The sequence below is a fragment of the Kitasatospora sp. NPDC101157 genome (assembly GCF_044768255.1).
Lineage (GTDB): Bacteria > Actinomycetota > Actinomycetes > Streptomycetales > Streptomycetaceae > Kitasatospora.
The window spans coordinates 26,322-49,885 of the sequence record NZ_JBIWPL010000017.1 but is presented as its reverse complement, the minus strand read 5'-3'; the positions used below and the strand labels follow the sequence as shown (position 1 = coordinate 49,885).

Below are 23,564 nucleotides of genomic sequence, written 5' to 3'. Positions count from 1 at the left end.
CAGCGCCACCCCCTGACCGCCCGGAACCAAGGACATCGACTCCCCATGCCCACCCACACCTTCGTCCTCAACGGGCAGCCCGTGACCGTCGAAGCCCCGGACGACATGCCGCTGCTCTGGGTGCTCCGCGACAAGCTCGGCGTCACCGGCCCCAAGTACGGCTGCGGGGTGGGGGTCTGCCGGGCCTGCACCAGCCACCTCGACGGCCAGGAGTTCCAGCCCTGCACCCGCTCCGTCAAGGACTGCGCGGACCGCACGGTCACGACCATCGAGGGCCTTGCCGACGGCGACACCCTCCACCCCGTCCAGGAGGCCTGGATCGACTGCGACGTCGCCCAGTGCGGCTTCTGCCAGCCGGGCCAGATCATGACGGCCGTCGCGCTGCTGCGCCGCACACCGGACCCGACGGACGCGGACATCGACCAGATCCAGAACATCTGCCGCTGCGGCAGCTACCCGCGCATCCGCGAGGCGATCAAGCGCGCCGCGGCGGGCGGACAGGTGCACTGACGGGGCGGCGCCGCCGTTCCCCACGGAGGCCGGGGTGCAGGTGAACGGCCCTGGGTGCAGCCGCGCCCTCGCGCAGCGGCATCTTCAGCGCCCGAGCAGCCGGTCGGCGATCTCCTCCACCACCGCGGCCGCCACGTGCCCCGGTCGGGCGTACTCGGCCGGGGTGGCGGGCCCGGTGCCCGGCATGAGGAGGTGGTTGAGGTCCGGGTGGACCCGGATGCTCACCCCGGGCCGGCCCGCGAGCGCCTGCTGCCAGCGCGTCAGGTCGTCCTCGACGGTCACCTGGTAGTCCCGGCCGCCCTGGAGGATCAGCATCGGGAGGCCGAGCCCGGCCGCCGTGGCCAGCTGGTCGTAGCCGCGCAGGTCCAGCCAGTAGGCGGCGGAGAGCCCGAAGGGCAGCGACTCCGCCGGGGTGTCCGGGGCCAGGTCGGGGCCGGCCACCACCGCGGCCTGGCGGACCAACGCCGCCACCAGCTCCGTCGCCCCGGGCCCGGGGGTCAGCGCCGCGAGGTGGCGGGCGACCCGGACGGCCGCCTCGTGCATCGGCTGGGCGTCCGCGGCCAGCAGTACCAGTCCCGCGAGGGGTGGTTCGGCGGCGGCGGCGATCCGGGGCGCCACCTTGCCGCCCATGCTGTGGCCGACCAGGTGGACGCGGTGCGGGTCGACCTCCGGCCGGGCGCGGAGCAGGTCGACGGCGGCCAGCGCGGGCGGCAGGTACTCCTCGACCATGGTGAAGTCCGCGGGCAGCCGGTCCGGGTGGGCGAAGGTCGGCTTGTCGAAGCGCAGAACGGCCACCTGCCGGCCGGCGAGACCCCAGGCAAGGTCCTTGAGCGGCTTGTTGGGGCCGCTGCTCCCGTCCCGGTCGAAGGCGCCGCCGCCGCTGAGCAGCACCACGGCGGGCCAGGGCCCCGGGCCGACCGGCAGGCTGAGCGTGCCGGGGACGGCGAGCGGTCCGCCGCCGAGCCGGACCTCGGTCTCGGTGAAGCGCGCCGGGTCCGCGTACGGCGGCGGCTACCAGGCGGCGGCCTCGCCGGGATCGAGCCGCAGACCGTGCAGCAGCCCGTCCGCGCCGACCGAGGTGACCACGGTGAATCCGCCGTCCCCGCAGCTCACCGGGAGGTGCACCCGGACCGGCTCGTCCCCGGGCCGGGCGACCGGTTCCCCGATCGCGGTCACCCCGCCCCGTCCGTCCGTCTCGGTCGTCCAGGCGAGCCGCAGCGCCTCGGCCGGGACGGCGGCCCGCAGCGGTGGCGCGAACAGTTCGACGGCCCCGGCGAAGTCCTCGGCCCGCAGCAGCGCGACGAACGCGCGCGCCGCCTCCAACACCCTGTTCTCGTTCTCCCCCATGGTCAAGGAGGCTACCAGGGAGGGGAGTTCGGGGAGTCAGTGTTCGACGGCCGCCCGCGGGTCTCGGCCGAAGAACGCGGCCAGCCGGTCGTACACCGGGGCGCCCGCCGGGGCGGGGACCTCGGGGCCGAAGGCGCGGTGCTCCGCTTCGTCACCGCGGTACTCGGGCCTGAGGGCGCCCCGGGCCCAGTCGAGCGCCGCGAGCGCGACCTCGCGGTCCAGGCCCTCGGTCGACTGGCCGGTCGCGTGTGCCAAGTCCCAGGCGTGGACGGCGAATTCGGCGATCTGCTGGTCTACCGGGAAACGCGCCGGCAGGATGGCGCCGCCGGGGGCCGGCGTCGTGCCGGTGAGGTCCCCGGCGGCGCGCCAGGCGGCGACCAGCCGTTCCGCGCCGGCCTCGAAGGCGTGCAGCCAGTCCTCCTCCACCCGTTCGAAGGACTGCGACCGGTCCGGCTGCGCGCCCTCGGCCCGCACGGTGAACTGCCGCAGGTCGAACAGGAGATGGCTGACCAGGTCGCCGACGTCCCAGGAGCGGCAGGGGGTCGGGTGGCCGGCCAGCTCGACGCCGGTGCCGTCGATCAGGCCCGCCGTCTGGGCGAGGGCCCGGGCGAGCAGCTCGATCGGGTCGTCCACCGCGGTCATGGCACACCTCTCGGTCGGGGGCGCACGGGTCGTGCCGGGCGATCGTAAGCGCGGGCGCCGACGACCGCCGGGCACGACACCCGACCGCCCGGCCCGACGCCGCCGCCCCGGTCCGGGGGGAGGCCGCGCGGAGGAGCCGGGCGGAAGGTTCGGGCGGAAGAGCCGGGCGGGAGGGTCAGGCGGCGAAACCGCCGTCCACCGACAGCTCCGCACCGCTGACGTACCGGCCGTCCTCGCCCACCAGGTAGGAGACGGCGCCCGCCACCTCCTCCGCCCGGCCGTACCGCCCGAGGGCGACGAAGCCGCGCTGGAAGTCGGCGGACGGGCCGTCGGCCGGGTTCATGTCGGTGTCGATCGGTCCCGGGTGGACCAGGTTGACGGTGATCCCACGCGGGCCGAGCTCCCTGGCCAGCGCCTTGGTGAGGCCGATCAGCGCAGCCTTGCTGGTCGCGTAGAGCGCGGCACCGGGGAAGACGACCCGCTGGGCGATGCAGCTGCCGATGCCGACGATCCGCCCGCCCTCGGTCAGGTGCTTCACCGCCGCCTGGGCGTAGAGGTACGGCGCGCGGACGTTCACCTCCAGCACCCGGTCGAGCTCCTCGATCGCGACCTCCTCGATCGCCCCGCCGGCGCCGACCCCCGCGTTGTTCACCAGGATGTCCAGCCGTCCGAACCGCTCGGCGACGGCGGCGACCGCGGCGTGCACCGCCTCCGGGTCGGCGCTGTCGGCGCGCACGGCCCAGCCGGTTCGTCCCATCGCGGTGATCTTCGCGACCACCTCCTCGGCCCGCTCGGCCGAACCCTGGTAGGTCAGCGCCACGTCGGCGCCGTCCTCGGCCAGCCGCAGCGCGACCGCCGCCCCGATCCCCCGGCTGCCGCCGGTCACCAGGGCCACCTTGCCGTCGAGCGCCGCCGCACCGTTCATCGTCATCTCTCCGGGTCTCCTCGATCACGTGTACCGATCGCGGCCCCGGCCGGTGTTCCGGCCGGCGTCCCGCTCTCGGTGTGCGAGTCGATCCTGTTCCGGATTCCTTGACGTCTCCGGCGGTATTCGGACGTCGCGTTCAACGTTCAACTATGACTCCGCGCGCTCCGGGGGCGCGCAGCGGTAGTACGAACCGACCGCCGGCTGCCCGGTCCAGTTCGGACCGGCCGCCGGGTCGGCTCCCGCGTACTCGAACGGCAGCCGGACCGGCCGTCCGCCGTCCAGGAGCAGCAGGTGACGGCGCGCCCGGTAGTCGAACCCGGCGGCCCGCAGCGCGGCCACCACCGGGCGGGCCGCACTGGAGCCGTCGGGCCGGCGCACCGACTCCGGGTCGAAGTGGGCGGCGAACCGGCCGTCCGGGGTGAGCCAGCAGGCGGCGCGGGCGATCGCGCCGAGCTGGTCGCCGAGGTAGTGCAGGCCGTGCACACAGGTGATCAGGTGGTACGACCGCTCGGGGGCCCAGTCCGCGAGCGCCGCCGTCACCAGCCGCAGCCGCGGACCGGGGTGCGGGATCCGGAAGGCAGGCCCCACCGGACCGACCAGGTCGACCCCGGTCAGCTCGGCCGCCGCGGGCAGCACTCGGGCCGCCTCCGCGAGCGCCCGGCCCTCCCCGCTGCACAGGTCCAGCCAACCGGGCGCGGCCCCACCGTGCTCCCGCAACCAGGCGGCGGGGTCGAAGCCGAGCTCGCGGGCGTAGCTGTTCACTCCGCTGAGCCCGCGCTCGCGGTTCATCGTGCTGTTGGCCACCACCGAGGAGGCGGTGAGCTCACTGTCACTGACCAGTCGGACCATCAGCCAACCCTACTGACACGGGGTTCACCCAACGCGCCGAGTGGCCACCCCTGAGCGGGGGTGGCCACTCGGCTGCGCCGGACCGCGCCGGACCGCGCCGGTCGTCAGACGGTGAGGGTCTGACCCGGGAAGATCAGGTTCGGGTCGGCACCGATGGTGCGGACGTTCTTCCCGTACAGACTGTCGGTGTCGACGCCGAACTTGGCGGCGATGCCGCTCAGCGTGTCACCGCTCCTGACGGTGTAGCTGCCACCGGAGGTGTTCTTCGCCGCCGCGGGCGCCGACTGCACCGGCTTGGCCGACGGACGGCCCTGCGCGGCCTTCGGAGCCTGCGGCTTCGCCTTCGGGGCGGCCTGCTGCGGGGCCTTGGGCGCCGCCTTCGCGGCGCGCTTGGCGGCCGGCTGGGTGGCGGCCGAGCCCTGGTCGGAGGAGGTGTCGACGGCCGCCGGGGCGCCGCCCTTGCTCAGGCCCGCCTTCTTGGAGCAGACCGGCCAGGCGCCCGGCCCCTGCGAGGCGAGCACCTTCTCGGCGACGGCGATCTGCTGCGCCCTGGTCGCCTGGCTGGCCTGGGAGGCGTAGGCGGTCCCGCCGTACGCGGCCCAGGTGGAGGGGGTGAACTGCAGTCCGCCGTGGAAGCCGTTGCCGGTGCTGATGCTCCAGTTCCCGCCGCTCTCGCACTGGGCGACGGCGTCCCAGGTGGAGGAGGGTGCGGCGGAGGCCGAGGTGGCCGTGACGAGGCCGGCCACCGGCAGGGCCGCGACTGCGGCACCTGCGACGACCGCCATCCGCAGGCGGTTGCGCTTGCTGGTAGCGGTGGTGTCGGTGGCAGCGGCGGTCTCGTGACGGGAAGTCATGAATGTCCTCTCGACAAGCCCCGGGCGGGCAGGCGGAACCAGGCCCGGGACATGGGCCGGTCGGTCACGCTCAACCTCACTCGTCGGGCGGCCGGACACGTGTCGGACGTGCCGTGCCGCCCCGGTCACCTCCGCTCGCCGACGGCCCTCTTCGAGCCGGTCTCGTCGGCGGGCACCGCCCTCGCGCCGGGGGTCAGTCGGCGGGCCGTGCGTCGGGGTGAACCCGGGTGGCGCTCGTTGCGCCGCCAAGAAAGCTAGGGGGCATGTCCGGGGCGCAGCAAGCAATTCTTGGTCTTCGCAGGTCAGTTGACTGTTACCGGCGGTATCGATCAAGAAATCGCGCCCGGTTTGACCGGGTTTGACCGCATCTTCGATGCCTAACGATCAATTTCCGTGCCAACGCTCACATCTGTCCATCCGTGAAGTCCCGCACACCATCGACCGTCCGCGACCAGCCGCTGACACACCGTCACCCCGGTATTCGGAGTTCCCGCTTCGGGGCGGCAGTTGAGTGGCATCCGCCACTGCCAACCCGCTCCGTGACGACGCGAACTCCCTCAGTGAGGTCCGTCGAGCTCCGCGTCGCGCGCCAGCAGCGCCGCCTGGACCCGGTTCTCGCAGCCCAGCTTCGCCAGGATCCGGCTGACGTACGTCTTCACCGTGGCCTCACTCATGTGGATCCGGGTCCCCGCGTCCGCGTTGGACAGGCCCTCCCCGAGCAGCCCCAGCACCTCCAGCTCGCGCGCGGTGAGCACCTCCAGCCGGCGCCGCGCCTCCGCTCCGCGGGCGGCCGCCGAGGCGCTGCGCCCGGAGGCCAGCGAGTCGACGATGTGCCGGGTCGCGGCCGGGGAGAGGAAGGCGTTCCCGCCGGCCGCCGCCCGGACGGCCTGGATCAGCTCGTTCGGCGCGGTGTCCTTGAGGAGGAACCCGGCACCGCCCTCGCTCACGGCGCGCAGGACGTTCTCGCGCTCCCCGAAGGTGGTGAGGATGATCGCCCGTGCGCCGGGTGCGACCCTCCCGAGCTCCCGGAGCACGGTCAGTCCGTCCATCACCGGCATCTGGATGTCCAGCAGGACGACGTCCACCCGGTGCGCCCGGGCCAGGTCCAGCGCCTCCCGGCCGTCGGCGGCCTCCGCGACCACCTCGATGTCGTCGGCCGATCCGAGGATCATCCTGATCCCGGCCCGGATGAGCGGCTCGTCGTCGGCGACGAGGACTCGGATCACGCTGGTCATTCCCCTCGAACGGTGTTGCGACTGGGGCACCATCCTCACATCCCGGCCGCCCCGCCTCCCTCCCGGGCCGGGGCGGCGGCGGGGGCGGAGGACGGGGCGGCCGGGATGCGGGCCGGTGCGGACGCGGGGTCAGTCCTTGGCGACGTACTCCACCTTCTCCGCCAGCGTCCCGTCCCTGAAGCAGAACCGCGCCACGTGGTTGTCCAACCAGGAGTCACCGGGCTCGTCCTTGGCCAGCGAGTACCAGCGGCAGTGCGCACCCTCCGGCCGGGGCGGCCCGGCGTCCTGGTAGTCGGCGGTGAAGAAGTCGTTGCCGGGCGGCAGCCGGCGCAGCACCTCGGCCCGCGACTGGCCCGGCTGGATCCCGTCGTAGACCGACTGCGACACCGTCGAGTCGCCGGCGCCCCGGACGAAGGCCGTCACGCCCCAGGCCGCCAGGCCCGCCAGCACCAGGGTGACCGCGCCCACCCCGGCCGCGCAGCCGAGCGCCGGGCGGCGCCGCCGGCCGTCCGTCCCGTCCCCCGACGGCAGGCCGCCGAACTCCCAGTCCTCCTCGCCCGCCGGGGCGGCGCCGCCCTCGGCCTCCGCCCCCTGGTACGGGAGAACGGCCGCCAGCCGGAAGCCCTGCTCCGGCGTGGGCCCGGCGTGCACCATGCCGCCGACCAACCGGGCGCGCTCCCGCAAGCCGGTCAGCCCCTGCCCGCCGCTCACCACCGAGCCCGCGCCGGAGTGCGCGCCGACCAGCGCCGGCGCGCGCGGGTTGGTGACCTCCACCACCAGCGCGTCCGGCTCGTAGCGGAGCGCGACCGCTATCGGCGCGCCGGGGGCGTGCTTGTGCGCGTTGGTGAGCGCCTCCTGCACGATCCGGTAGGCCGCGTGGTCGACCGCGGCCGCCAGCGGACAGCGCTCGCCCTCGGTGGAGAACGCCACCTCGGCCCCGGCCGCCCGGGAGGAGTCCACCAGCCCCTCGACCCCGTCCACCCCGCCGCGGGCCGGCGGCGCGCCCGGGGCCCCCGGTACGCCCGGTACCCCCGGTGCGCCGACGGCCGGCGGCAGCGCCGTCGACTCGTCGTGCAGCACCCCGACCACCTCGCGCAGCTCGCGCATCGCCGCGACCGCCGCCTGGCGCAGCACCCCGACGGCCTCGCGCTGCCGGTCACTGAGGGTGCGGTCCACCTCCAGCGCGCCCGAGTGCACGGAGATCAGCGCGAGCTGGTGGCCGAGGCTGTCGTGCATGTCCTGGGCGATCCGGTGCCGCTCGCGCAGCCGCGCCTGGTGGACCACCATCGCCCGCTCGCGCACCAGCTGGTCGTTGCGCTCCCGCAGCGCGTCCAGCAGTGCGCGGCGCTGCGCCCGGTAGCGGCTGTAGAGCGCGGGCAGGACGGCGAAGACCAGGAAGAAGCCCAGCGACAGTCCGATGATCAGCTTGGAGGCGCCCGAGGCACCGTCCTTGAGCATCCCGAACGTGGAGAACATCAGATAGCTCAGGACGAAGGCGCCGACCAGCCGCCACACCCGGCTGATCCGCGCCCCGGCCGCCCAACCGGCGCACGCCAGCAGCACGATCGGTCCGAGCGACCAGCCCGCGATCACGCCGGTCAGCACCAGCACGGTGGCCGGGAAACCCTTCCGCAGCACCCACAACACGGCGACCGCGAGCCCGAACGGCACCGCCAGGTCGGTCCGGGAGAGCACCTCCAGCAGAGCGGCGACCACGCCCACCAACACGGCCAGCAGGGCCTCGCCCACCACCCGCCGGGGCCGCCAGGGCCCCGGCAGCGCCGTCCGTACCGCCTTCGACCAGGCCCGTGCCATTGCTTCCACCCGTCGAGGCTAACCGGCCGGCCGGCGCGGCCGCGGTCACCCTTCGTCGCCGCCCGCGCCGACGAAAGTCGCCGGTCCGCCGGCCCGCCCGGTGCCTTCGAAGGCCGTGAGCAGCAGCGCCACGTCGTCCACCCGCCCGGTGGAGCCGACCTCGCGCAGCAGCCGCTCGGCCAGTTCCTCCAGCTCCTCCCCCGCCCGGCCGTGCGCCAGCGCGGCCCGCAGCCGGTCCACTCCCTGGTCGATCGCCAGCGCCGGGTCCTCCACCAGCCCGTCGGTGTAGAGGACGAGCAGCGAGCCGGGCCGCAGCCGCAGCTCGTTCACCGGGTACCCGGCCCGCTCGTCCACGCCCAGCAGCGGCCCGCCGGGGACGTACAGCGCCTCGGCCCGCCCGTCCGGGTCGCGCAGGAGCGGCGGCAGGTGCCCTGCCCGGCCGATCCGCACCGTGCCGTCCGCCGGGGTCAGGCGGACGAGGCAGCAGCTGGCGAGCAGCCCGGGATCGAGGTCCAGCAGCAGCCGGTTGGTACGGGCGAGCACCTGGTCGGGCGGCTCGCCGCCGCTGGCGAAGGCGCGGACGGCGCTGCGCAGCTGGCCCATCGCGGCGGCGGCGGCCACGCTGTGGCCCTCGACGTCGCCGATCACCAGGGTGAGGTCCGCACCGGTGACGATCGCGTCGTACCAGTCGCCGCCGATCTCCATGCCCTGGGTGCCGGGCAGGTAGCGGGCGGCGGTCCGGATGCCGGGCACCCGCGGCAGCCGGTGCGGCAGCAGGGCCTGCTGGAGGCCGCGGGCCAGGGCGAACTCCGCGTCGTAGAGCCGGGCGCGCTCCAGCGCCTGGGCGATGAAGCCGCCCAGACCGGTGAGCAGCCCGCGCTCCTCCAGCGTGAAGGAGCGCGCGCGGTCGAAGCCGAGGATGCAGCTGCCGACCGGACGGCCGGAGGCGATCAGCGGCAGGAACGCCCAGGCGCCCATCTCGTCCAGGGCGAGGCCCGGGTAGGCGGCGGCGAGTTGGCGGACCGACTCGAAGAAGATCGGGGTGCCGGTGCTGAGCGCCTCGGCGCCGGGAACGCGGGCGTCGATCGGGGTGCCCTCGAAGCCGTCCAGGAAGCCGTCCGGGTAACCGGCCTGCGAGACCAGGTGCAGCCGCTGCCCGTGCACCCCGTAGATGGCGAGCTCCTGGCCGCCGAACGCCGGGAGGATCTCCTCGGCCACCGCCCGGCACACGTCGCGTACCGTGACCGCCTCGGTGAGCGCGCTGGCCAGCTGGAGCAGGTGGTGGGTACTGCCCACGTCTCCCCGGCCGGCGCCCGGTCCGGGTCCGGCCGGCGCTTCGACCGCGTCCGGTGGGGACTCGGCGGCGACCACCCGGCCGGTCATGCCGTGCCCGTCGGGGAAGAGCGAGAAGGCGAGCCAGGCGTCCGGCGGGCGGGCGGCCAGGAAGGTGGTCGGCTGCTGGGAGAGCAGGGCCGCGCGGTAGCGGTTCTCGTAGAAGGGGTCGGCGAGCCAGGGCAGCACCTCCCAGGGGTGGTGGCCGACCAGTTCCTCCCGGGTCGCCCGGAGCAGCGGCTCGGCGGCCCGGTTGACGTAGCTGACCAGGCCGTCCGGGTCGAGCGAGAAGACGCCCTCGCGCAGCCGCTCCACGGCGGCCGCGGCGGCGGTCAGGGTGCGCACGTCCAGGACCGCGCCCACCAGGTGGGTCCCGCCCCCGGGCATCGCGCCGGGCACCGCGCCGGGCACCCGGGCCCACAGCTCCACCGGGTACGGGCGCCCGCCCGGCCCGAGCACCCGCAGCCGGGCGGCCAGCACCTCACCGCGTTCCAGGGCGGTCCGGGCGGCGGCCCGGAACTCGGGCAGGTCCCCGGGGGCGATCCGCCCGGTCAGACAACCCACCGTGCCGTCGAACTCACCGGGCGCGAAACCGAAGATCGCCCGGAACTGCGCGTCCGCCGCCAGCGCCCCGGTGGCCACGTCCCAGTCGAACAGCCCGACCCGGGTGGTGGGCGCGGACGGCGGCGGCAGCTCCACCACCACCGCGTCACCCCCCGGCTCCACCGACTGCCCGGCCGCCGCCAGCTCGGAGAGCCCGGCGCCCAAGCGGGACGCGATCGGCGCCAGCTGCTCGCCCTCGTGGGCCGGCACGCCGTCGTCCGAGGCCGGCCACAGCACGCTCAGCACCCCGAACCGCTCCCCGCCGTGCTCCACCGGCACGAAGGCCGAGACGAAGTCGTAGGGCAGCCCGACCGCGAGCTGCGGGAAGCGCCGCATGGTGTCCTCGGGATCGGACAGCGTGACGCTCCGGCCGGTCCGGAAGCACACCGCGACCGGCAACGGCCCGGCGGCCGCGATCCGCCGGAACGGACTCATGATCGACAGCGGCACGCCCGCGACGGTGCGCAGCACCAGCGACCGCCGGTCCCGCGACCGCAGGTACACCATCGCCGCGTACGCCCCGGTGGACCCCAGCACCCGCCGCACGGCCTTCGCCAGCAACGCGTCACGCTCGTGCACGGCGTCGGCGTCGGCGTCGGCGTCGGGCAGTGCGTCGCCTTCCGGGGGCGCCACCGGCACCGGTTCCGGAGCCGTTTCCAGGACCGGTTCCGAAGCCGTCTCCGGGCCCGTCCCGCGGACCGGCTCGGCGGCCCCGCCGGCCGCCTGCGGATGGCGCATGCTCCCTTGCTACGTCCGGCCCGGAACCCTGTCAAGGCGAGCCGCCACCGCCCCGGAAGGCCCACGGACCCCACAACGCACCAGCCCGAACGCCGCGAACACCCGAGGGACGTACTCCCCCGAGCAGGTGACGGGCCTACGGCAGCTGGGTGAGGTCGACCTCCACCGGGTAAGGCACCGCGGCCTTCACCAGTCCGGTGAACACCTCACCGGCCCGGTAGGTCCCGCTCTCCGCGTCCAGCAGATGGGTGTGGACGACCGGCACCCGGCCCGCCGCCTGCTCGACCCGCCAGTAGAAGGGGATGCCGGCCTTCGCATACTGGTCGAGCTTGACCAGCCGGTCGGTTGTCTCCGAGCCCGGCGAGACAACCTCCACCAGCAGCAGTACGTGCTCCGGTCTGATGAGCGGCGCGTCGAAAGCGTCAACACGGTAGACCACCACGTCGGGCCGACGGTTGTTGAGCGGCACGTCCTGGAGCCGCACGTCGAAGTCGGTGTCCGCGATCCACTCCTCACCGCCCGCCCTGTCAAGGGCGTTCGCCAGAAGGCGTCCGATCCGGTTGTGACGCCTTGAGGCGCTGGGGCTCACAACGACCATCCCGTCGACGATCTCGATCCCCGCACACTGTTCCTCAGTCCAGGAGTCGTACTCCTCACTGGTGATCTGCCGGTGCATCCACTCGGGTGCGATCATCTCGGCCGTCACGGCGTACCTCCCCGGTCTCCTGCGCGGGCCTGTGCTGCGCCACAGCCTAGTGCAGCACGGCGATGTCCTCGGATGGTTCGGGGACCGTTCGATATCCTCCCGGCGAGCGGTGGCGCCCAGGCCGCCAGGGGTGGAGGTGGGAGCGGTATGCAGTCGCCGTCGTCCGAGGAGGCCGCGCGGGAGGGTTCGTGGCAGTGGGACGAGGCGGACGGCGGGGCCGAGGCGCCCGCGGACGTGCTCGGCGGGGCCGGGGGCGGGGGCGGGCCGCGGTTGAGCCGGCGGGGGCTGCTGGCCGGGGCCGGGCTGCTGGCGGTCGGCGGGGCGGTGTGGGCGCTGGGCCGCTCGGACGGCGGGCCGGTGCCGCGGCCGCCCCTCCCGGTACCGACCGCGCTGTCCGGGCCGACGCCGCTCTGGACGTACCGGGACGCGCAGGCGATGACCCCCGAGCGGCTGGTCGCCGCGCCGCGGCGCCCGGTGTTCCTGTCGAAGGCCGGCCTGCAGGTCCTCGACCCGGTCGGCGGCGGCCCCGGCAGGCTGCTGGTGTTCGACCCGCCGACGCCCCCGGACTGGCCGAGCGACGCCGAGCCGTCCGGCGGGAAGGTCGCGATCGGGCCGGACCACCTGTTCAGCGCCGAGTCGAAGGGCCACCTGGACGCCCGTCACCTCAGCGATCCGGCCGGGGACTGGAGCCTGCCGCTGCCCGACGAGCTGTCCACCCGGCTCCAGCTCACCTGCACGACGACCGGCGTCCTCTACGGCTTCGCCTGGGCCCCGTTCCGTCAGGAGGAGCTCTTCCCCGGCACCCGGCTCTTCGCCCTCGGGCTGGACGAGCGCACCGTGCTCTGGTCCGTCGCCGCTCCGCGCCAGGAGCGGCCGCTCGCCGCCGCCACCGGGGGCGGCGCGGGCCTGCTGGCCTGCGCCCGCTCGCTCGGCGACGGCTCCGAGCTGGCCGTCCGGGACGCCGCCACGGGGCGGGAACTGTGGACCGCCCCCGGCCCGGAGGGCCTGCGCTGGTGCGTCGCCGTCGGGGAGGGGTTCCTCGTCCCCGACGGCACCGGCGGGGTGCGCATGCTGGGCCCGGGCGGAGAGCCCCGCTGGGCGCACTCCCCCGCCCGGGGCGAGTCCTGGCGGGCGCTGCCGCCCGTCCCGGACGGCGCCCGGGTGTTCGTCCCGCGTGACAGCGGCGTCGTCACCTGCAACGAGCTGGCCACCGGCGCCGTGCTGTGGTCCCGCAAGCTGCCGTTCCCGCTTGACAGCCGTAGCCGCCCGCTGGTCGTCGGCGGCACGCTGTACGTCCCGGGACCGGCGGCCGTCGGGGTCTGCGCGATCGACGCCGCGACGGGCCGCCCGCGCTGGACCTTCCACGACTCCGGCCCTGGCCGCGACGTGTGGACCGTCTCCACCGACGGGACCCGCCTCTACGCCGGCCACGACGACGTCCTGCACGCGATCCCGACCGCCTGACGCCCGCCCCCGTTGACCCGGACGGCCCGACGAACGGCAGGATGGCCTGGTGCAGGTACGCCCGATCTCCCCCGACAAGCTGGCCGAGCTGCTCGCCGACCGGATCACCGCGCTGCCCGGCGCCGGCGAGCGGTGGCTGAGGATCGCCGTGGACGGCGCCGCGGCCGCCCGGCCAGAGCTGCTCGCCGACGCCCTGGTGGAGCCGCTGCGGCTGCGCGGCCGCCCCGCGCTGCGGGTGTCCGCGGAGGACTTCCTGCGCCCGGCCTCGATCCGGCTGGAGTACGGCCACCAGGACTCCGACGCCTTCCACGACCTCTGGCTGGACGACGGCGCCCTGCTGCGCGAGGTGCTGGACCCGCTGGAGCCGGGTGGCAGCGGCCGAGTGCTGCCCTCGCTGCGCGACCCGGCGACCGACCGCTCGACCCGTGCGCCGTACGTCCGACTCCCGCCCGGGGGCGTGCTGTTGCTGGACGGCGCGCTGCTGCTCGGCCGCTGGCTGCCGCTGGAGCTGACCGTCCATCTGGCGCTCACCCCGGCCGCACTGGCCCGCCGTACCCCGGCCGACCGGCAGTGGACGCTGCCCGCCTTCGCCCGCTACGAGGCGGAGACCGGGCCGGCCGAGGCCGCCGACGTCGTCGTCCGGATGGACGACCCGCGGCACCCCGCCCTGGTGGAGCTCGCGTAGGGCCGGTCCGGTCGGATCCTTGCCGGTCCCGGCGGGGACCGGCACCGGTCAGTCAGCCCCTGCCCACCGGGGCCGGTCCCCGCTGGCAGTACGGGCACCAGAACACCGCCCGGTCGCGCGGGGCGTCGCCCTGGCGCCCGGTCAGGACGGGCGTGACGCAGCGCGGGCAGGGCCGCCCGGCCCGGCCGTAGACCCAGTGCCGGTAGCCGGGCCGGGTGTCGCCGGTGGTGATGTGGCCGGGGCGCAGCTTGTTGGCCTCCAGCATCTGCCGGGCGCGCGCCACCAGCCGGTCGGGGTGCGGGACTTCGCCGACCTCGGTCCACGGGGTCACCCCGGCCACGAAGCAGAGTTCGTTGGCGTAGACGTTGCCGATGCCGGCCAGGTTGCGCTGGTCGAGCAGGGCCTCGACGAGGGGCCGGGCGGGGCGGGAGAGGAGGCGGCGGACGGCCTCGACCGGGTCCCAGTCGGGCCCGAGCAGGTCCGGGCCGAGGTGGCCGACGGCCCGCCCTTCGTCGGTGGTGCGCAGCAGCTCGACGACCGGGAGCCGGTAGCCGACGGCGGTGCCGTGCTCGGTGCCGAGGAGGGCGCGGATCTGCCAGGCGGGGCCGCCGCTCCAGCGCTCGCCGGGCCGGTAGACCTCCCAGCGGCCGTCCATCCGCAGATGGGTGTGCAGGGTGAGACCGCCTTCGAGGCGGGTGAGCAGGTGCTTGCCGCGCGGGCGGACCTCCAGCACCCGGCGCCCGGCGAGCGCGGCGGTCGCGTGCGCGGGCACCCGCAGTTCGGCGCTGGTCAGCAGCTGTCCGGCGAGGGCGTCGTGCAGCCGGGCCGCCACGCGGTAGATGGAGTCACCTTCTGGCATGACTCCATTCTGGTCCGCGTGGCGGCCCGGCGCGGTGCCGCCCCCGGTGGCGGCTACGCGGAGTGGGCGCCGCCCTCGACGTAGCCCTCCCGCACCACGACCACCGGGCACGGTGCGTGTTCGGTGAGGTGGCGGCTGACCGAGCCCAGCAGCACGCCGGAGAAGCCTCCGAGGCCGCGGCTGCCGACGACCAGCAGCGCCGCGCCCTTGGCGACCTGCAGCAGTGCGCCCGCCGCGTTGCCGGGCACCACGCTCTCCCTGATCAGCACGCCGGCGTCCTGGCCGACGACCTTGAGGACGCTCTCCGAGAGGGTCCTGCCGGCGAGCTCCTCCGGGTTGTACACATCGGCCGGCACGGTCGTGCCGCCCCAGCCGTAGAAGGCCGGGTACTCCCAGGCCGCGACCGCGTCGATGGTCCCGCCGACGGCCTTGGCGTAGTCGATCGCCCAGCGCAGCGCCTGCTCCGAGGCGGGCGAGCCGTCCACACCGACGACGATCCGGGGGCTGCCAGTCATGCCGTGTCTCCTTCGGTTGCTCCTGCTCGGTCCCCACCCGCCGAACATAGATCAAATCGGACAAATGGTCGGGAATTGCCGCGCGGGGTCCGGCGTTTCGCAGGCCGGTACCCCCACCGCTCTTCCGGCGACTCAACTGCGGTACGCCGTCCAGGACTTGGTCATCAGCTGGACCTGGCCGGGGGTGAACTGGGTCATGCAGGAGTCGTAGCTGTAGTCCATGAAGTTGTGGATCGGGTCGAGCCCGCCGCCCGGGCAGCTGTGGCGGCCCTCGGGGCAGCCGTAGCCGGGGGTGCGCTCGGGCGGGGTGTCGTCCACGTAGTCACCCGGGAACAGGCAGCCGCCCTGGAAGGTGTGGAAGAGGCCGAGCCAGTGGCCGATCTCGTGGGTGGCGGTGTTGCCCTCGTTGTAGTGGGTGGCCGGGCCGCCGGGCAGCGAGTCGTCCAGGATGACCACGCCGTCGTCGGTCGGCCGGGTGCGGTAGGCGTCGGGGAAGGCCGACCAGCCGAGCAGGGACTCGCCGAGGTGGGCGGTGTACAGGTTGAGGGTGCCCTGGTCGCCCTTGCGCAGGGCGGACTTCATCGCCTGCTCGGCGGCGGAGCCGGGCATCAGCCCGTTGTACCAGCCGGCGTTGTCGGTCCAGTCGGTGCCCACCAGCCGGAAGTGGAACGGGGTCGGCGTGTTGCCCTGGCCCTGGCCTCCGTAGGTGGCGTTCAGGTGCTCGATCTGGGCCGCGACGGCGCCCTCGTCGAGCCGGCCGGCGTCCCCGGCGTGGATCACGTGGACGTACACCGGGATGCCGGTCGGGGCGGCGGCCAGCGGGACGTGGGTGGAGCCGAGCTCGGCGAGCCGGTCCGCCAGGTCCGCCTGCATCGCCCGGGCCCGGTCGGCGCTCACCGCGTTCGGGTCCCCGCCCGCCCGGCTGCCGGCCGGTTTGCGGGCCGCGGCGTCGCCGCCCCCGCACACGGCCGCCGCCACCGCGCGGTGCGGGGCCGGCGCCGCGAACTGGCTCAGGCCTGCCGCGGCGACCAGCGCGACGGCGCAGGGGAACAGGCGGGGGGCACGCGAGCGCACCCGGGCAGTACGGCGCATCGGCGCTCCTGACGGGGGAGTTGACGGGGCTTCGGCCGCCCATCGGGCCCGCCCGCCGGCAACCGCCGGCGCCCGGCGCCCGGCGCGGACGCGCACGAGACTACGACGCCGAGAAGTCGATCTCCCGCAGGGCGCGCGCGGCACCCCGGTCGAGTACCACGGCCGACGCACAGCCCGCCGGCGCCCGCCCCGCCCCGAGCAGCAGCCGCCGCAGCCGGGCGGCCGCGCCCCGGTGCCGGGCGAAGGCGTAGCGCGAGACCCGCCGCCCGCGCCGCCGCTGCCCCGCCCGGGCCTCGGCCGGGTCGGCGTCGAGCAGCAGCAGGTGCACCCGGCGGCCCTGCCGTTCGGCGGCCCGGACGAGCCAGGCCCGGACGAAGGGCAGCGTGCCGCAGTCGTGCACCGCGAGCGGACCGCCGTCCAGGACGGCCCGGCGCAGCCGCCGGTAGTGGGCGAGCCGCACCAGCGGGCGGTAGAGCGCGTACGGCAGCCGCCCGGGCAGCCGGGCCGCGTACTCCTCGCGGACCAGCTGGGAGTCGACCAGCGGGGCGCGGACGCAGCGGCGCATCAGGGTGCTCTTGCCGCTGCCGGGCAGGCCGGTGACGATCAGCAGGTCACCGGCGGGGTAGCGCAGGACGGCCGGTCCGGGGCCGCGCAGCCCGTGCACGCCGCTGCGGACCACCCGGCTGCCGGCGCCGCGGCCGTCGGCGTCGCGGGGCGGCGGCACCCGTGGCACCGCCGCCCGCGGTGTTCGTACGCCCGTCACCCGGTCCCTCCCCCGCCGTTCCCGTCCCTGGAGCATGGCGCATTCCCAAGAACGAGTAAAGGCCGGTGGTCAGGGCGGGTGCGGGGACGGTCGCTAGCCCAGCTGCGGGGCGACCCGGGAGGCGACCAGCTCCAGGTGGTCGAGGTCGCCCAGGTCCAGCACCTGGAGGTAGACCCGCCGGCTGCCCACCGCCGCGTACCGGCCGATCTTCTCCACGACCTCGTCCGGGGTGCCGGCCAGGCCGTTCTCCTTCAGCTCGTCCACCTCGCGGCCGATCGCGGCGGCCCGGCGCGCCACCTCGGCGTCGTCCCGGCCGACGCAGAGCACCAGGGCGTTGGAGTACACCAGCTCGTCGGCCGAACGGCCCGCCTGCTCGACGGCGTCCCGCACCCGGCCGAACTGGGCGGCGGTGTCCTCCAGCGAGGCGAACGGCAGGTTGAACTCGTCGGCGAAGCGGGCGGCCAGCGCCGGGGTGCGCTTCGGACCCAGACCGCCGACCAGCACCGGGATGCGCTCCTGGACGGGCTTGGGCAGCGCGGGCGAGTCGGTGAGCGTGTAGTACTTCCCGGCGAAGTCGAAGGTGTCGCCGGGTTCGGTCCGCCACAGCCCGGTGATGATCTCCAGCTGCTCCTCCAGCCGCCCGAACCTCTCCTTCGGGAAGGGGATGCCGTAGGCGGCGTGCTCGGCCTCGTACCAGCCGGCACCGAGGCCGAACTCGACCCGGCCGCCGCTCATCGCGTCGACCTGGGCGACCTGGATCGCGGTGACGCCCGGCAGCCGGAAGGTGGCGGCGGTCATCAGGGTGCCGAGGCGGATGGTGCTGGTGTCGCGGGCGAGGCCGGCCAGGGTGATCCAGGCGTCGGTGGGGCCGGGCAGGCCGTCGACGCCTCCCATCTTCAGGTAGTGGTCGGAACGGAAGAAGGCGCTGAAGACCCCGAGCTCCTCGGCGGTGCGGGCCACCCGGAGGAGGGTGTCGTAGCTCGCGCCCTGCTGGGGCTCGGTGAAGATTCGAAGATCCATGCGGACCATTCTGGTACGGACCGCCGGTTCGGAAACACAGGGAACCGGCCTTGCCACGGAACGTTCCGGAGGTGGCCAAGGTCTCACCACGGAACCGTCACGGCCCGGCCTGCCCGCTCGGCGGCTCGCCTACCGTGGACGGATGTTCGCGACCCCCGACGAGTCCTACCGGCCCTCCCCCGACGGGCCGGCCGGCTGCCCGCTGCCCGGCATCGTGGCCGCCTTCACGCCCCGGCTGGCCGAGTTCGCCTTCGAGCCCGGTTTCGTCGCGGCGGTCGACCAGCACGCGGCGATGCTGCGCGAACTGCTGTACGCGCAGGGGCCGGAGCTGGCGCCCCGGCCCCTGGACCGTGAGGAACTGTCGGACTACGCGCTGGGCTTCCTGGACGCGCTCACCGAGATCGGCTGGCGGGAGCCGGTCGGCTACGACTACGCCGTCACCCGGCTGACCGCGATCTGCTGGCTGGTGCGTGAGCAGGGCCTGTTGGGGGTGTGACGGCCGCCGGCCCTCAGCGCTCCTGACCGGGGTCGATGCCCGGGGCCGGCGGGTAGCCCCGGCCGGTCTCGGTGGTCGGCCGCACCGGCTGGTTGGCCAGCGCGTCGGAGCGGCCGGCCTGGTACGCGCTGCCGCGCAGCCGGGCGGTCTCCTGCTCGGCGCTGTCCAGCCACCGCTCCCAGCGCTGGCGCATCGGCATGATCAGACCGCCGCCGACGCCGACCACCAGCACACCCGTGATGGTGGCGAGCGCGGCGATCAGCACCGGACCGGTGATCGCGGTCGCGATCCCGACCTGGCCGAGCGCCGCGATCACGCCGAGCGCCACGATGAACCCCCAGGCCACCGTCGAGACGGTGCGGCCGTACGCGGCGCCGGAGAGCGCGTTGCCGACGATGTCGCGCACGGCGTTGGCGATGGCCATCGCCACCACCACGATCGCGACCGCGACGATGCCCCTGGGCAGCCAGGCGACGATGCTGTGGATCATCACGCTGATCGGGTTCGGGCCGAAGACGCCGAACGCCAGCTGCAGGGCCATCAGCAGGATCGCGTAGTAGACGATCTTGCAGATGATGCCGGTCATGTCGTACTTCGAGCCGCTCAGGTAACGGGCCATCCCGGCCCGCTCGGCGACCCGCTCCGATCCGATCCGGCGCAGCACCCGGTCCAGGACCCCGGCGATCGCCTTGGCCACGAACCAGCCGATGACCAGGATCACCAGGAAGGCGATGAACTGCGGAATGACCTTGGCGATCTTGGACCAGGCCTGGGTGAAACCCGACCCGAAGTCGACGGAGAGTGCGAGCTGCTGAGCCACGGAGTCCTCCACTCGGTGACACGGCGCCGGAACGGCGCGGTCGACCCCCCACCCTTCGTGGATAGCAGCCCCCCGCCACTCCCGCGCGCGCCCGGTCGGCCGGGATGGTTCCCTCGGGTGAACACCCCGCCCGTACGCCCGCGTACAGTGGCGGTCCGGGCCGGGGCCCGGGGGTTCGCGGGTCACCGGGCCCGGGTGGTCGCTTGGTTACGGAGCTGGACGGTGCAGAGGTGACGGCAAGCAGTACGGGCGCGGGCACTCACGACGCGCTGCGCTGGCGGGTGCGCCCCCCGGCGGCCCGGGCCGCCGTCCTCGTCCTCCACGGCGGCGAGGAGCACAACCTCGCCCGCCCCCGCCCGCTCAACCTCCCGCTGCTGCGCATGCACGGCTTCGTCCGCGCGCTGACCAGGGCGACGGCGGGCACCGACATCGCCCTCGGCACCGTCCGCTACCGCCACCGCGGCTGGAACGGCGCCCGTGCCGACGCCGCCCGGGACGCCCTCGCCGCACTCGACGAACTCGCCGAGACCCTCGGCCCGGTGCCCACCGTCCTGGTCGGCCACTCCATGGGCGGCCGCGCCGCCCTGCGGGCCGGCGGCCACCCGGCCGTCACCGGCCTGGTCGCCCTCGCGCCCTGGTGCCCCGCCGAGGACCCCTGCGACCACCTCGCCGGCCGCGACGTCCTCCTCCTGCACGGCGACCGCGACACCGTCACCCCACCCGCCGACACCCGCGCCTTCGCCGCCCGCAGCCGCGCCGCCGGCGCCCGCGTCTGCGGCTACACCGTCACCGGCAGCGGCCACGCGATGCTCCAGCGCATCCCCGACTGGCACCGCGCCACCGCCCGCCTCACCACCGCGCTCCTCGGCCTCCACCCCTTCCCCGCCGAAACCGCCTCCGCCCTCGCCCTCCCGTCCACCTCCCCCGAAGCCCTCACCCTCCCCCTCCCCCGCCAATCCCGCCCCGCGCCCACACACGGGGCACCCGCCTGATCCCGGGCGAGGCCGCCCCCGGCCCGCCCCGCTGATTCCTGCCGCAGCTGCCCCCGTGCGTGGGAGTGGGGGCGGAGTTCGGCGGAAGAGGCCCACCCCGTACCGGCCTCGCCCGGGCACGGCCGTAGTCGGCGCCTCGTCCCGGCCCGCTGCCGGTGCGGGTGGCCCGGGCAGTGGGCCGTGCGCTTCTCCCCGTCGTCCGAGCGGACGGCGGGACGGCGTCGGGGTGAGTGCGTCGCCCGGCCGAGGCGGGAGCCGCTGCGCTGGGTGCACCTCCCGCCCGGAGGCCGCGGTATCGCCCCGCAGGGGGCGAGCGGAGGCAGGCCCCGGAGCGGGCCGGAACCGGAGGCGTCGGCCCGCCTCGCGAGCTCCGCGGCGCGCTACCCGACGGGTGGCACGGGGAGGTGGCCGGCGAGGAGGGCCTGGCCCAGGGGGGTGGGGCGATGGGTGACGGTGCGGCCGGTGCGGTCCTTGGCGGTGAGGCCGGAGTCGGCGAGCACGGTGGCGTGTTCGCTGGCGGAGGCGGTGGAGATGTCGAGGAGGGCGGCCAGGTCCTTGGTGGAGCAGGGGCCGTGGGTGGCGATGGCCGCCAGGGCGGCGGCCCGGGTCTGGCCGAGCAGGGCCGTGAGGGTACGGCTGGGGGTGGGTTCGGACTCGGGCTGCAAGGGGCCGCTGATCCTCGCCGGGTAGAGGAGGACGGGCTGTTGGCGCGGGTCCTCGAAGCGGGCGATGACGGGACGGCGGGGGCCGAACACGCAGGGCTGGAGCAGGAGTCCGCGGCCGTCCAGCCGGATGTCGTGCCGGCAGCCGTTCGCGAGCGGGAAGCTGAGCACGGGGCGGCGCCAGGACACCGACGGGTGCAGCGAGTTGAGGACCTGGTCCGGTCCGGTGATCCGGCGGCGGCGGCCGTGCTCGGTGGTGACGATGGTCTCGATCTGCCGGCGGTAGGGGTCTATCGCGCGGGTCTGGTACTCGGCGGTGACGTTGCCGAGCAGCTTCCTGGCCCGCCGGTCCCCCGCCGCCACGCCGCGGGCGAAGGCGCTCAACTGCCGTTCTCCGCCGACGGATCGCAGGTGGTCGCGGAGCGGTTCCTCGGGGGCCCCGGCGGTGGCGCTCTCGGTGGCGCCCGGGTCCCGCCGGACGGTGAGGAACTCCGGGATCGCCGAGGGCGTGTAGAGGTCGAAGAGCAGCGCGGTGCGCGGGTTCCAGGACGCCCGCAGCCGGTTGCGCCAGGCCTGGAAGCGCGGGTCGCAGCGGCCGCTGACCAGGGCGTGGACGCTGAGGGACAGCTCCATCGACATGTCGGGGCGCTCCGCGACCCGGATCCGGTCCAGGTCGTCCGTACCGAAGAAGATTCGCAGCACGGTCGCGATCGTCACCCCGCGGGCGCCCGGTCCGCAAGACCGTTCGGCGAGAACCGAATCCATGGCGGAACGGGACGGGCACAACGAGACTCGTCCCACCGGCGGTGGGCGCGGGTGACGGACCGGGCCCGCCGCCGCGGGCGGGCCCGACCGCCGGCGGCCGGCCTCAGCCGAGGTCGGCCGCCGACTCCACCACCACCCCGTAGAGGTCCCCGACCGTGGCGAGCGCGCCCCGGTGGATCTGGTCCGCGGTGAGCTCCGCGCCGCCGGACCGCAGCGGGCGGGTGGCGCAGGCGTCGGCGACGACGGTGGGGCGGTTGCCGCGCAGGAAGGCCCCGGCGGTGGTGAAGGCGACGCACAGGTGGGTCATGAATCCGGCGATCACCACGTCCTGGTGTCCGGCCGTGTCCACCAGCTCGCCCAGCCCGGTGCCGACGAAGGCGTCCGGGGCCTGCTTGACGACCACCCGCTCACCCTCGGCGGGGGCGACGTCCGGGTGGATCCGTCCGATCTCGGCACGGACGTCGTACGGGGTGCCCGGGCCGCCGTCGTTGACGACGTGGATGACGGTGGCACCGGCAGCCCGGGCCCGGGCGAGCAGTTCGGCGCCCGCGTCCAGGGCCTCGCGCCAGCCGGTCAGTTCCATCACCCCGCGGGTGTAGGTGTTCTGGTAGTCGATCAGGAGCAGCGTCGCCCCGCCGAGCCCGGCGGGCTTGTCGTCGAGGCCGTTGAGGGTGCGCAGGGTGGTGGTGGGCACGGCTGTACCGCCTTCGTCGCATGGAGGGGTTCTTCGCAGGTCACGCCGGGTGCGGCCTGCCTCCGGAACGCTACGGGCGGGCCCGGCATGGCGGCAATGCCGTCTAACATGCAGATTCCGACATCGAGGGGGCAGTGCGTGGAGAAACGGCTGATCGTCATCGTCCTGTTCGAGGGCGTCGACCTGCTGGACGTCACCGGACCGCCGGAGGTGTTCTCGCTGGTCCGGCGGGAGACCGCCGACGCGGTCGGCTACCGGGTGGTGCTGGCCGCCGCGACCACCGAGCCGGTCACCACCGCAGCCGGGGTGCGGATCCTGCCCGACCTGACCTTCGACCGGGCCGCCGCCGAGGGCGGCATCGACACCCTGCTGGTGCCGGGGGCGGTGGAGGTGGACGGCGGACGGGTCCAGGCGCTCACCGACCCGGCGATGGTCGACCACGTCCGCACCCTGGCCGCCCGGGCCCGCCGGGTCGCCTCCGTCTGCGTCGGTGCCCACCTGCTGGCCGCCGCCGGGCTGCTGGACGGCAAACGGGCCACCACCCACTGGTCGACCGCGGGCCAACTCGCCGCCGAGTACCCGCAGATCGAGGTGGACGCCGACCCGATCTTCATCCGCGAGGGCGAGGTGTGGACGGGCGCGGGCATCAGCGCCTGCCTGGACCTCTCGCTCGCGCTGGTCGCCGAGGACTTCGGCGAGGAGCTCGCCCTGCGGGTCGCCCGGCAGCTGGTGATGTACCTCAAACGCCCCGGCGGTCAGAGCCAGTTCAGCGTTCCGCTGGAGCCGGTCTCCACCACCCGGCGGATCGAGGAACTGCGCCACCCCTGCGCAACCTCTCCGGCCGGCTCACTGTGCCGGACCTCGCGGCGCACGCGAACGTCAGCGAACGGCAGCTGGTGCGGATCTTCAAGACCGAGCTGGGCACCACCCCGAGCGCCTACGTCGAGTCGGCCCGGGTCGAACTCGCCCGCCACCGGCTGGAGTCCGGCGACGACACCCTCGAACGCATCGCCACCACCTGCGGGTTCGGCACCACGGACACCCTGGTGCGCGCCTTCCGCCGCCGCCTGGACACCACGCCCACGGACTACCGGCGGCGCTTCCGCACGGTCCCGCCGCCGGCCGGCCCCTGAACGGCCTGCGGCATGACGGCCCCGCCGGCCGGACCGTGGACGAGC

23 protein-coding genes and 1 pseudogene are annotated in these 23,564 nt (G+C 75.1%); 6 read left to right on the top strand and 18 right to left on the bottom strand.

All coding sequences use genetic code 11. The features are described 5' to 3' along the window. Positions 1-45 precede the first annotated feature (45 nt). Positions 46-510, top strand: a complete 465-nt coding sequence (locus ACIRVF_RS28350; RefSeq protein ID WP_402823657.1) for a (2Fe-2S)-binding protein — start codon at positions 46-48, stop codon at positions 508-510. A gap of 84 nt (positions 511-594) precedes the next feature. On the opposite strand, the gene ACIRVF_RS28345 is transcribed toward ACIRVF_RS28350, so the two are convergent. From ACIRVF_RS28345 to ACIRVF_RS28300, 10 genes are all read right to left on the bottom strand, one after another. Beyond that, positions 595-1,404: an alpha/beta hydrolase gene (locus ACIRVF_RS28345; RefSeq protein ID WP_402823654.1), complete on the bottom strand. Its 810-nt coding sequence runs from the start codon at positions 1,402-1,404 to the stop codon at positions 595-597. A 117-nt stretch (positions 1,405-1,521) separates the two neighbouring features. Next, positions 1,522-1,857, bottom strand: coding sequence for a hypothetical protein (locus tag ACIRVF_RS28340; protein ID WP_402823651.1), 336 nt, complete (start codon positions 1,855-1,857; stop codon positions 1,522-1,524). Between the two features lie 36 nt (positions 1,858-1,893). Then, on the bottom strand, positions 1,894-2,499 hold the full coding sequence (locus ACIRVF_RS28335) for a TIGR03086 family metal-binding protein (protein ID WP_402823648.1): 606 nt from the start codon (positions 2,497-2,499) through the stop codon (positions 1,894-1,896). Between the two features lie 175 nt (positions 2,500-2,674). Then, positions 2,675-3,430 (bottom strand): 3-oxoacyl-ACP reductase family protein, encoded by a 756-nt coding sequence (locus ACIRVF_RS28330; RefSeq protein ID WP_402823645.1) that lies wholly within the window; start codon positions 3,428-3,430, stop codon positions 2,675-2,677. 144 nt (positions 3,431-3,574) lie between these two features. Continuing rightward, positions 3,575-4,276 carry a class I SAM-dependent methyltransferase gene (locus tag ACIRVF_RS28325; RefSeq protein ID WP_402823639.1) on the bottom strand — a complete coding sequence of 234 codons (702 nt, stop codon included), beginning with the start codon at positions 4,274-4,276 and terminating at the stop codon, positions 3,575-3,577. 104 nt (positions 4,277-4,380) lie between these two features. Then, a complete protein-coding gene (locus ACIRVF_RS28320; protein ID WP_402823637.1) occupies positions 4,381-5,130 on the bottom strand; it encodes a transglycosylase family protein in 750 nt (249 codons plus the stop codon). Positions 5,131-5,687: 557 nt separating this feature from the next. Then, positions 5,688-6,356, bottom strand: a complete 669-nt coding sequence (locus ACIRVF_RS28315; RefSeq protein WP_402823940.1) for a response regulator — start codon at positions 6,354-6,356, stop codon at positions 5,688-5,690. A 138-nt stretch (positions 6,357-6,494) separates the two neighbouring features. Next, positions 6,495-8,180, bottom strand: coding sequence for a sensor histidine kinase (locus tag ACIRVF_RS28310; RefSeq protein ID WP_402823937.1), 1,686 nt, complete (start codon positions 8,178-8,180; stop codon positions 6,495-6,497). A 45-nt stretch (positions 8,181-8,225) separates the two neighbouring features. After that, entirely contained in the window at positions 8,226-10,853 is a 2,628-nt protein-coding gene (locus ACIRVF_RS28305) for a SpoIIE family protein phosphatase (protein WP_402823634.1), read from the bottom strand. Positions 10,854-10,989: 136 nt separating this feature from the next. Then, the gene (locus ACIRVF_RS28300) at positions 10,990-11,559 is read right to left on the bottom strand and encodes a Uma2 family endonuclease (RefSeq protein ID WP_402823631.1); all 570 of its coding nucleotides are present in this window, start codon (positions 11,557-11,559) and stop codon (positions 10,990-10,992) included. A 147-nt stretch (positions 11,560-11,706) separates the two neighbouring features. Between ACIRVF_RS28300 and ACIRVF_RS28295 the strand changes: the two genes are divergently transcribed. Both ACIRVF_RS28295 and ACIRVF_RS28290 read left to right on the top strand, forming a co-directional pair. Next, positions 11,707-13,023: a PQQ-binding-like beta-propeller repeat protein gene (locus tag ACIRVF_RS28295; protein WP_402823629.1), complete on the top strand. Its 1,317-nt coding sequence runs from the start codon at positions 11,707-11,709 to the stop codon at positions 13,021-13,023. A 49-nt stretch (positions 13,024-13,072) separates the two neighbouring features. After that, the gene (locus tag ACIRVF_RS28290; RefSeq protein WP_402823626.1) at positions 13,073-13,708 is read left to right on the top strand and encodes a uridine kinase; all 636 of its coding nucleotides are present in this window, start codon (positions 13,073-13,075) and stop codon (positions 13,706-13,708) included. A gap of 52 nt (positions 13,709-13,760) precedes the next feature. On the opposite strand, the gene ACIRVF_RS28285 is transcribed toward ACIRVF_RS28290, so the two are convergent. The 5 genes from ACIRVF_RS28285 to ACIRVF_RS28265 all read right to left on the bottom strand — a co-directional run bounded on the left by ACIRVF_RS28285 (position 13,761) and on the right by ACIRVF_RS28265 (position 17,957). Continuing rightward, on the bottom strand, positions 13,761-14,567 hold the full coding sequence (locus ACIRVF_RS28285; protein ID WP_402823623.1) for a DNA-formamidopyrimidine glycosylase family protein: 807 nt from the start codon (positions 14,565-14,567) through the stop codon (positions 13,761-13,763). Between the two features lie 53 nt (positions 14,568-14,620). Beyond that, complete coding sequence (locus ACIRVF_RS28280) at positions 14,621-15,082, bottom strand: universal stress protein (protein ID WP_402823620.1); 462 nt, start codon at positions 15,080-15,082, stop codon at positions 14,621-14,623. A 132-nt stretch (positions 15,083-15,214) separates the two neighbouring features. Beyond that, entirely contained in the window at positions 15,215-16,174 is a 960-nt protein-coding gene (locus tag ACIRVF_RS28275; protein ID WP_402823617.1) for a zinc metalloprotease, read from the bottom strand. 100 nt (positions 16,175-16,274) lie between these two features. Beyond that, the gene (locus ACIRVF_RS28270; RefSeq protein WP_402823614.1) at positions 16,275-16,898 is read right to left on the bottom strand and encodes an AAA family ATPase; all 624 of its coding nucleotides are present in this window, start codon (positions 16,896-16,898) and stop codon (positions 16,275-16,277) included. A 132-nt stretch (positions 16,899-17,030) separates the two neighbouring features. Continuing rightward, positions 17,031-17,957 carry an LLM class F420-dependent oxidoreductase gene (locus ACIRVF_RS28265; RefSeq protein WP_402823611.1) on the bottom strand — a complete coding sequence of 309 codons (927 nt, stop codon included), beginning with the start codon at positions 17,955-17,957 and terminating at the stop codon, positions 17,031-17,033. A 142-nt stretch (positions 17,958-18,099) separates the two neighbouring features. On the opposite strand from ACIRVF_RS28265, the gene ACIRVF_RS28260 reads away from it, so the two are divergent. Continuing rightward, positions 18,100-18,453 carry a DUF6401 family natural product biosynthesis protein gene (locus tag ACIRVF_RS28260; RefSeq protein ID WP_402823608.1) on the top strand — a complete coding sequence of 118 codons (354 nt, stop codon included), beginning with the start codon at positions 18,100-18,102 and terminating at the stop codon, positions 18,451-18,453. A gap of 13 nt (positions 18,454-18,466) precedes the next feature. Here the strand turns inward: ACIRVF_RS28260 and ACIRVF_RS28255 are convergent, their stop codons facing one another. Further along, positions 18,467-19,273, bottom strand: coding sequence for a hypothetical protein (locus tag ACIRVF_RS28255; protein WP_402823605.1), 807 nt, complete (start codon positions 19,271-19,273; stop codon positions 18,467-18,469). 230 nt (positions 19,274-19,503) lie between these two features. On the opposite strand from ACIRVF_RS28255, the gene ACIRVF_RS28250 reads away from it, so the two are divergent. After that, the gene (locus ACIRVF_RS28250; protein WP_402823603.1) at positions 19,504-20,265 is read left to right on the top strand and encodes an alpha/beta hydrolase; all 762 of its coding nucleotides are present in this window, start codon (positions 19,504-19,506) and stop codon (positions 20,263-20,265) included. Positions 20,266-20,645: 380 nt separating this feature from the next. Here ACIRVF_RS28250 and ACIRVF_RS28245 read toward each other — a convergent pair whose 3' ends face one another. Then, positions 20,646-21,629, bottom strand: coding sequence for a hypothetical protein (locus ACIRVF_RS28245; protein ID WP_402823600.1), 984 nt, complete (start codon positions 21,627-21,629; stop codon positions 20,646-20,648). A gap of 166 nt (positions 21,630-21,795) precedes the next feature. Further along, positions 21,796-22,386, bottom strand: a complete 591-nt coding sequence (locus ACIRVF_RS28240; protein WP_402823597.1) for an isochorismatase family protein — start codon at positions 22,384-22,386, stop codon at positions 21,796-21,798. A gap of 108 nt (positions 22,387-22,494) precedes the next feature. Here ACIRVF_RS28240 and ACIRVF_RS28235 point away from each other — a divergent pair. Beyond that, positions 22,495-23,519 (top strand): annotated as a pseudogene (locus ACIRVF_RS28235) (GlxA family transcriptional regulator). Positions 23,520-23,564: the final 45 nt, after the last annotated feature.

Bases quoted from the DNA above. Each gene is read 5' to 3' on its own strand.
- ACIRVF_RS28260 (WP_402823608.1), top strand. From the start codon at position 18,100: ATGTTCGCGACCCCCGACGAGTCCTACCGGCCCTCCCCCGACGGGCCG.
- ACIRVF_RS28285 (WP_402823623.1), bottom strand. From the start codon at position 14,567: ATGCCAGAAGGTGACTCCATCTACCGCGTGGCGGCCCGGCTGCACGAC.
- ACIRVF_RS28335 (WP_402823648.1), bottom strand. From the start codon at position 2,499: ATGACCGCGGTGGACGACCCGATCGAGCTGCTCGCCCGGGCCCTCGCC.
- ACIRVF_RS28310 (WP_402823937.1), bottom strand. From the start codon at position 8,180: ATGGCACGGGCCTGGTCGAAGGCGGTACGGACGGCGCTGCCGGGGCCC.
- ACIRVF_RS28320 (WP_402823637.1), bottom strand. From the start codon at position 5,130: ATGACTTCCCGTCACGAGACCGCCGCTGCCACCGACACCACCGCTACC.
- ACIRVF_RS28325 (WP_402823639.1), bottom strand. From the start codon at position 4,276: ATGGTCCGACTGGTCAGTGACAGTGAGCTCACCGCCTCCTCGGTGGTG.
- ACIRVF_RS28280 (WP_402823620.1), bottom strand. From the start codon at position 15,082: ATGACTGGCAGCCCCCGGATCGTCGTCGGTGTGGACGGCTCGCCCGCC.
- ACIRVF_RS28305 (WP_402823634.1), bottom strand. From the start codon at position 10,853: ATGCGCCATCCGCAGGCGGCCGGCGGGGCCGCCGAGCCGGTCCGCGGG.
- ACIRVF_RS28265 (WP_402823611.1), bottom strand. From the start codon at position 17,957: ATGGATCTTCGAATCTTCACCGAGCCCCAGCAGGGCGCGAGCTACGAC.
- ACIRVF_RS28275 (WP_402823617.1), bottom strand. From the start codon at position 16,174: ATGCGCCGTACTGCCCGGGTGCGCTCGCGTGCCCCCCGCCTGTTCCCC.
- ACIRVF_RS28295 (WP_402823629.1), top strand. From the start codon at position 11,707: ATGCAGTCGCCGTCGTCCGAGGAGGCCGCGCGGGAGGGTTCGTGGCAG.
- ACIRVF_RS28340 (WP_402823651.1), bottom strand. From the start codon at position 1,857: ATGGGGGAGAACGAGAACAGGGTGTTGGAGGCGGCGCGCGCGTTCGTC.
- ACIRVF_RS28350 (WP_402823657.1), top strand. From the start codon at position 46: ATGCCCACCCACACCTTCGTCCTCAACGGGCAGCCCGTGACCGTCGAA.
- ACIRVF_RS28330 (WP_402823645.1), bottom strand. From the start codon at position 3,430: ATGACGATGAACGGTGCGGCGGCGCTCGACGGCAAGGTGGCCCTGGTG.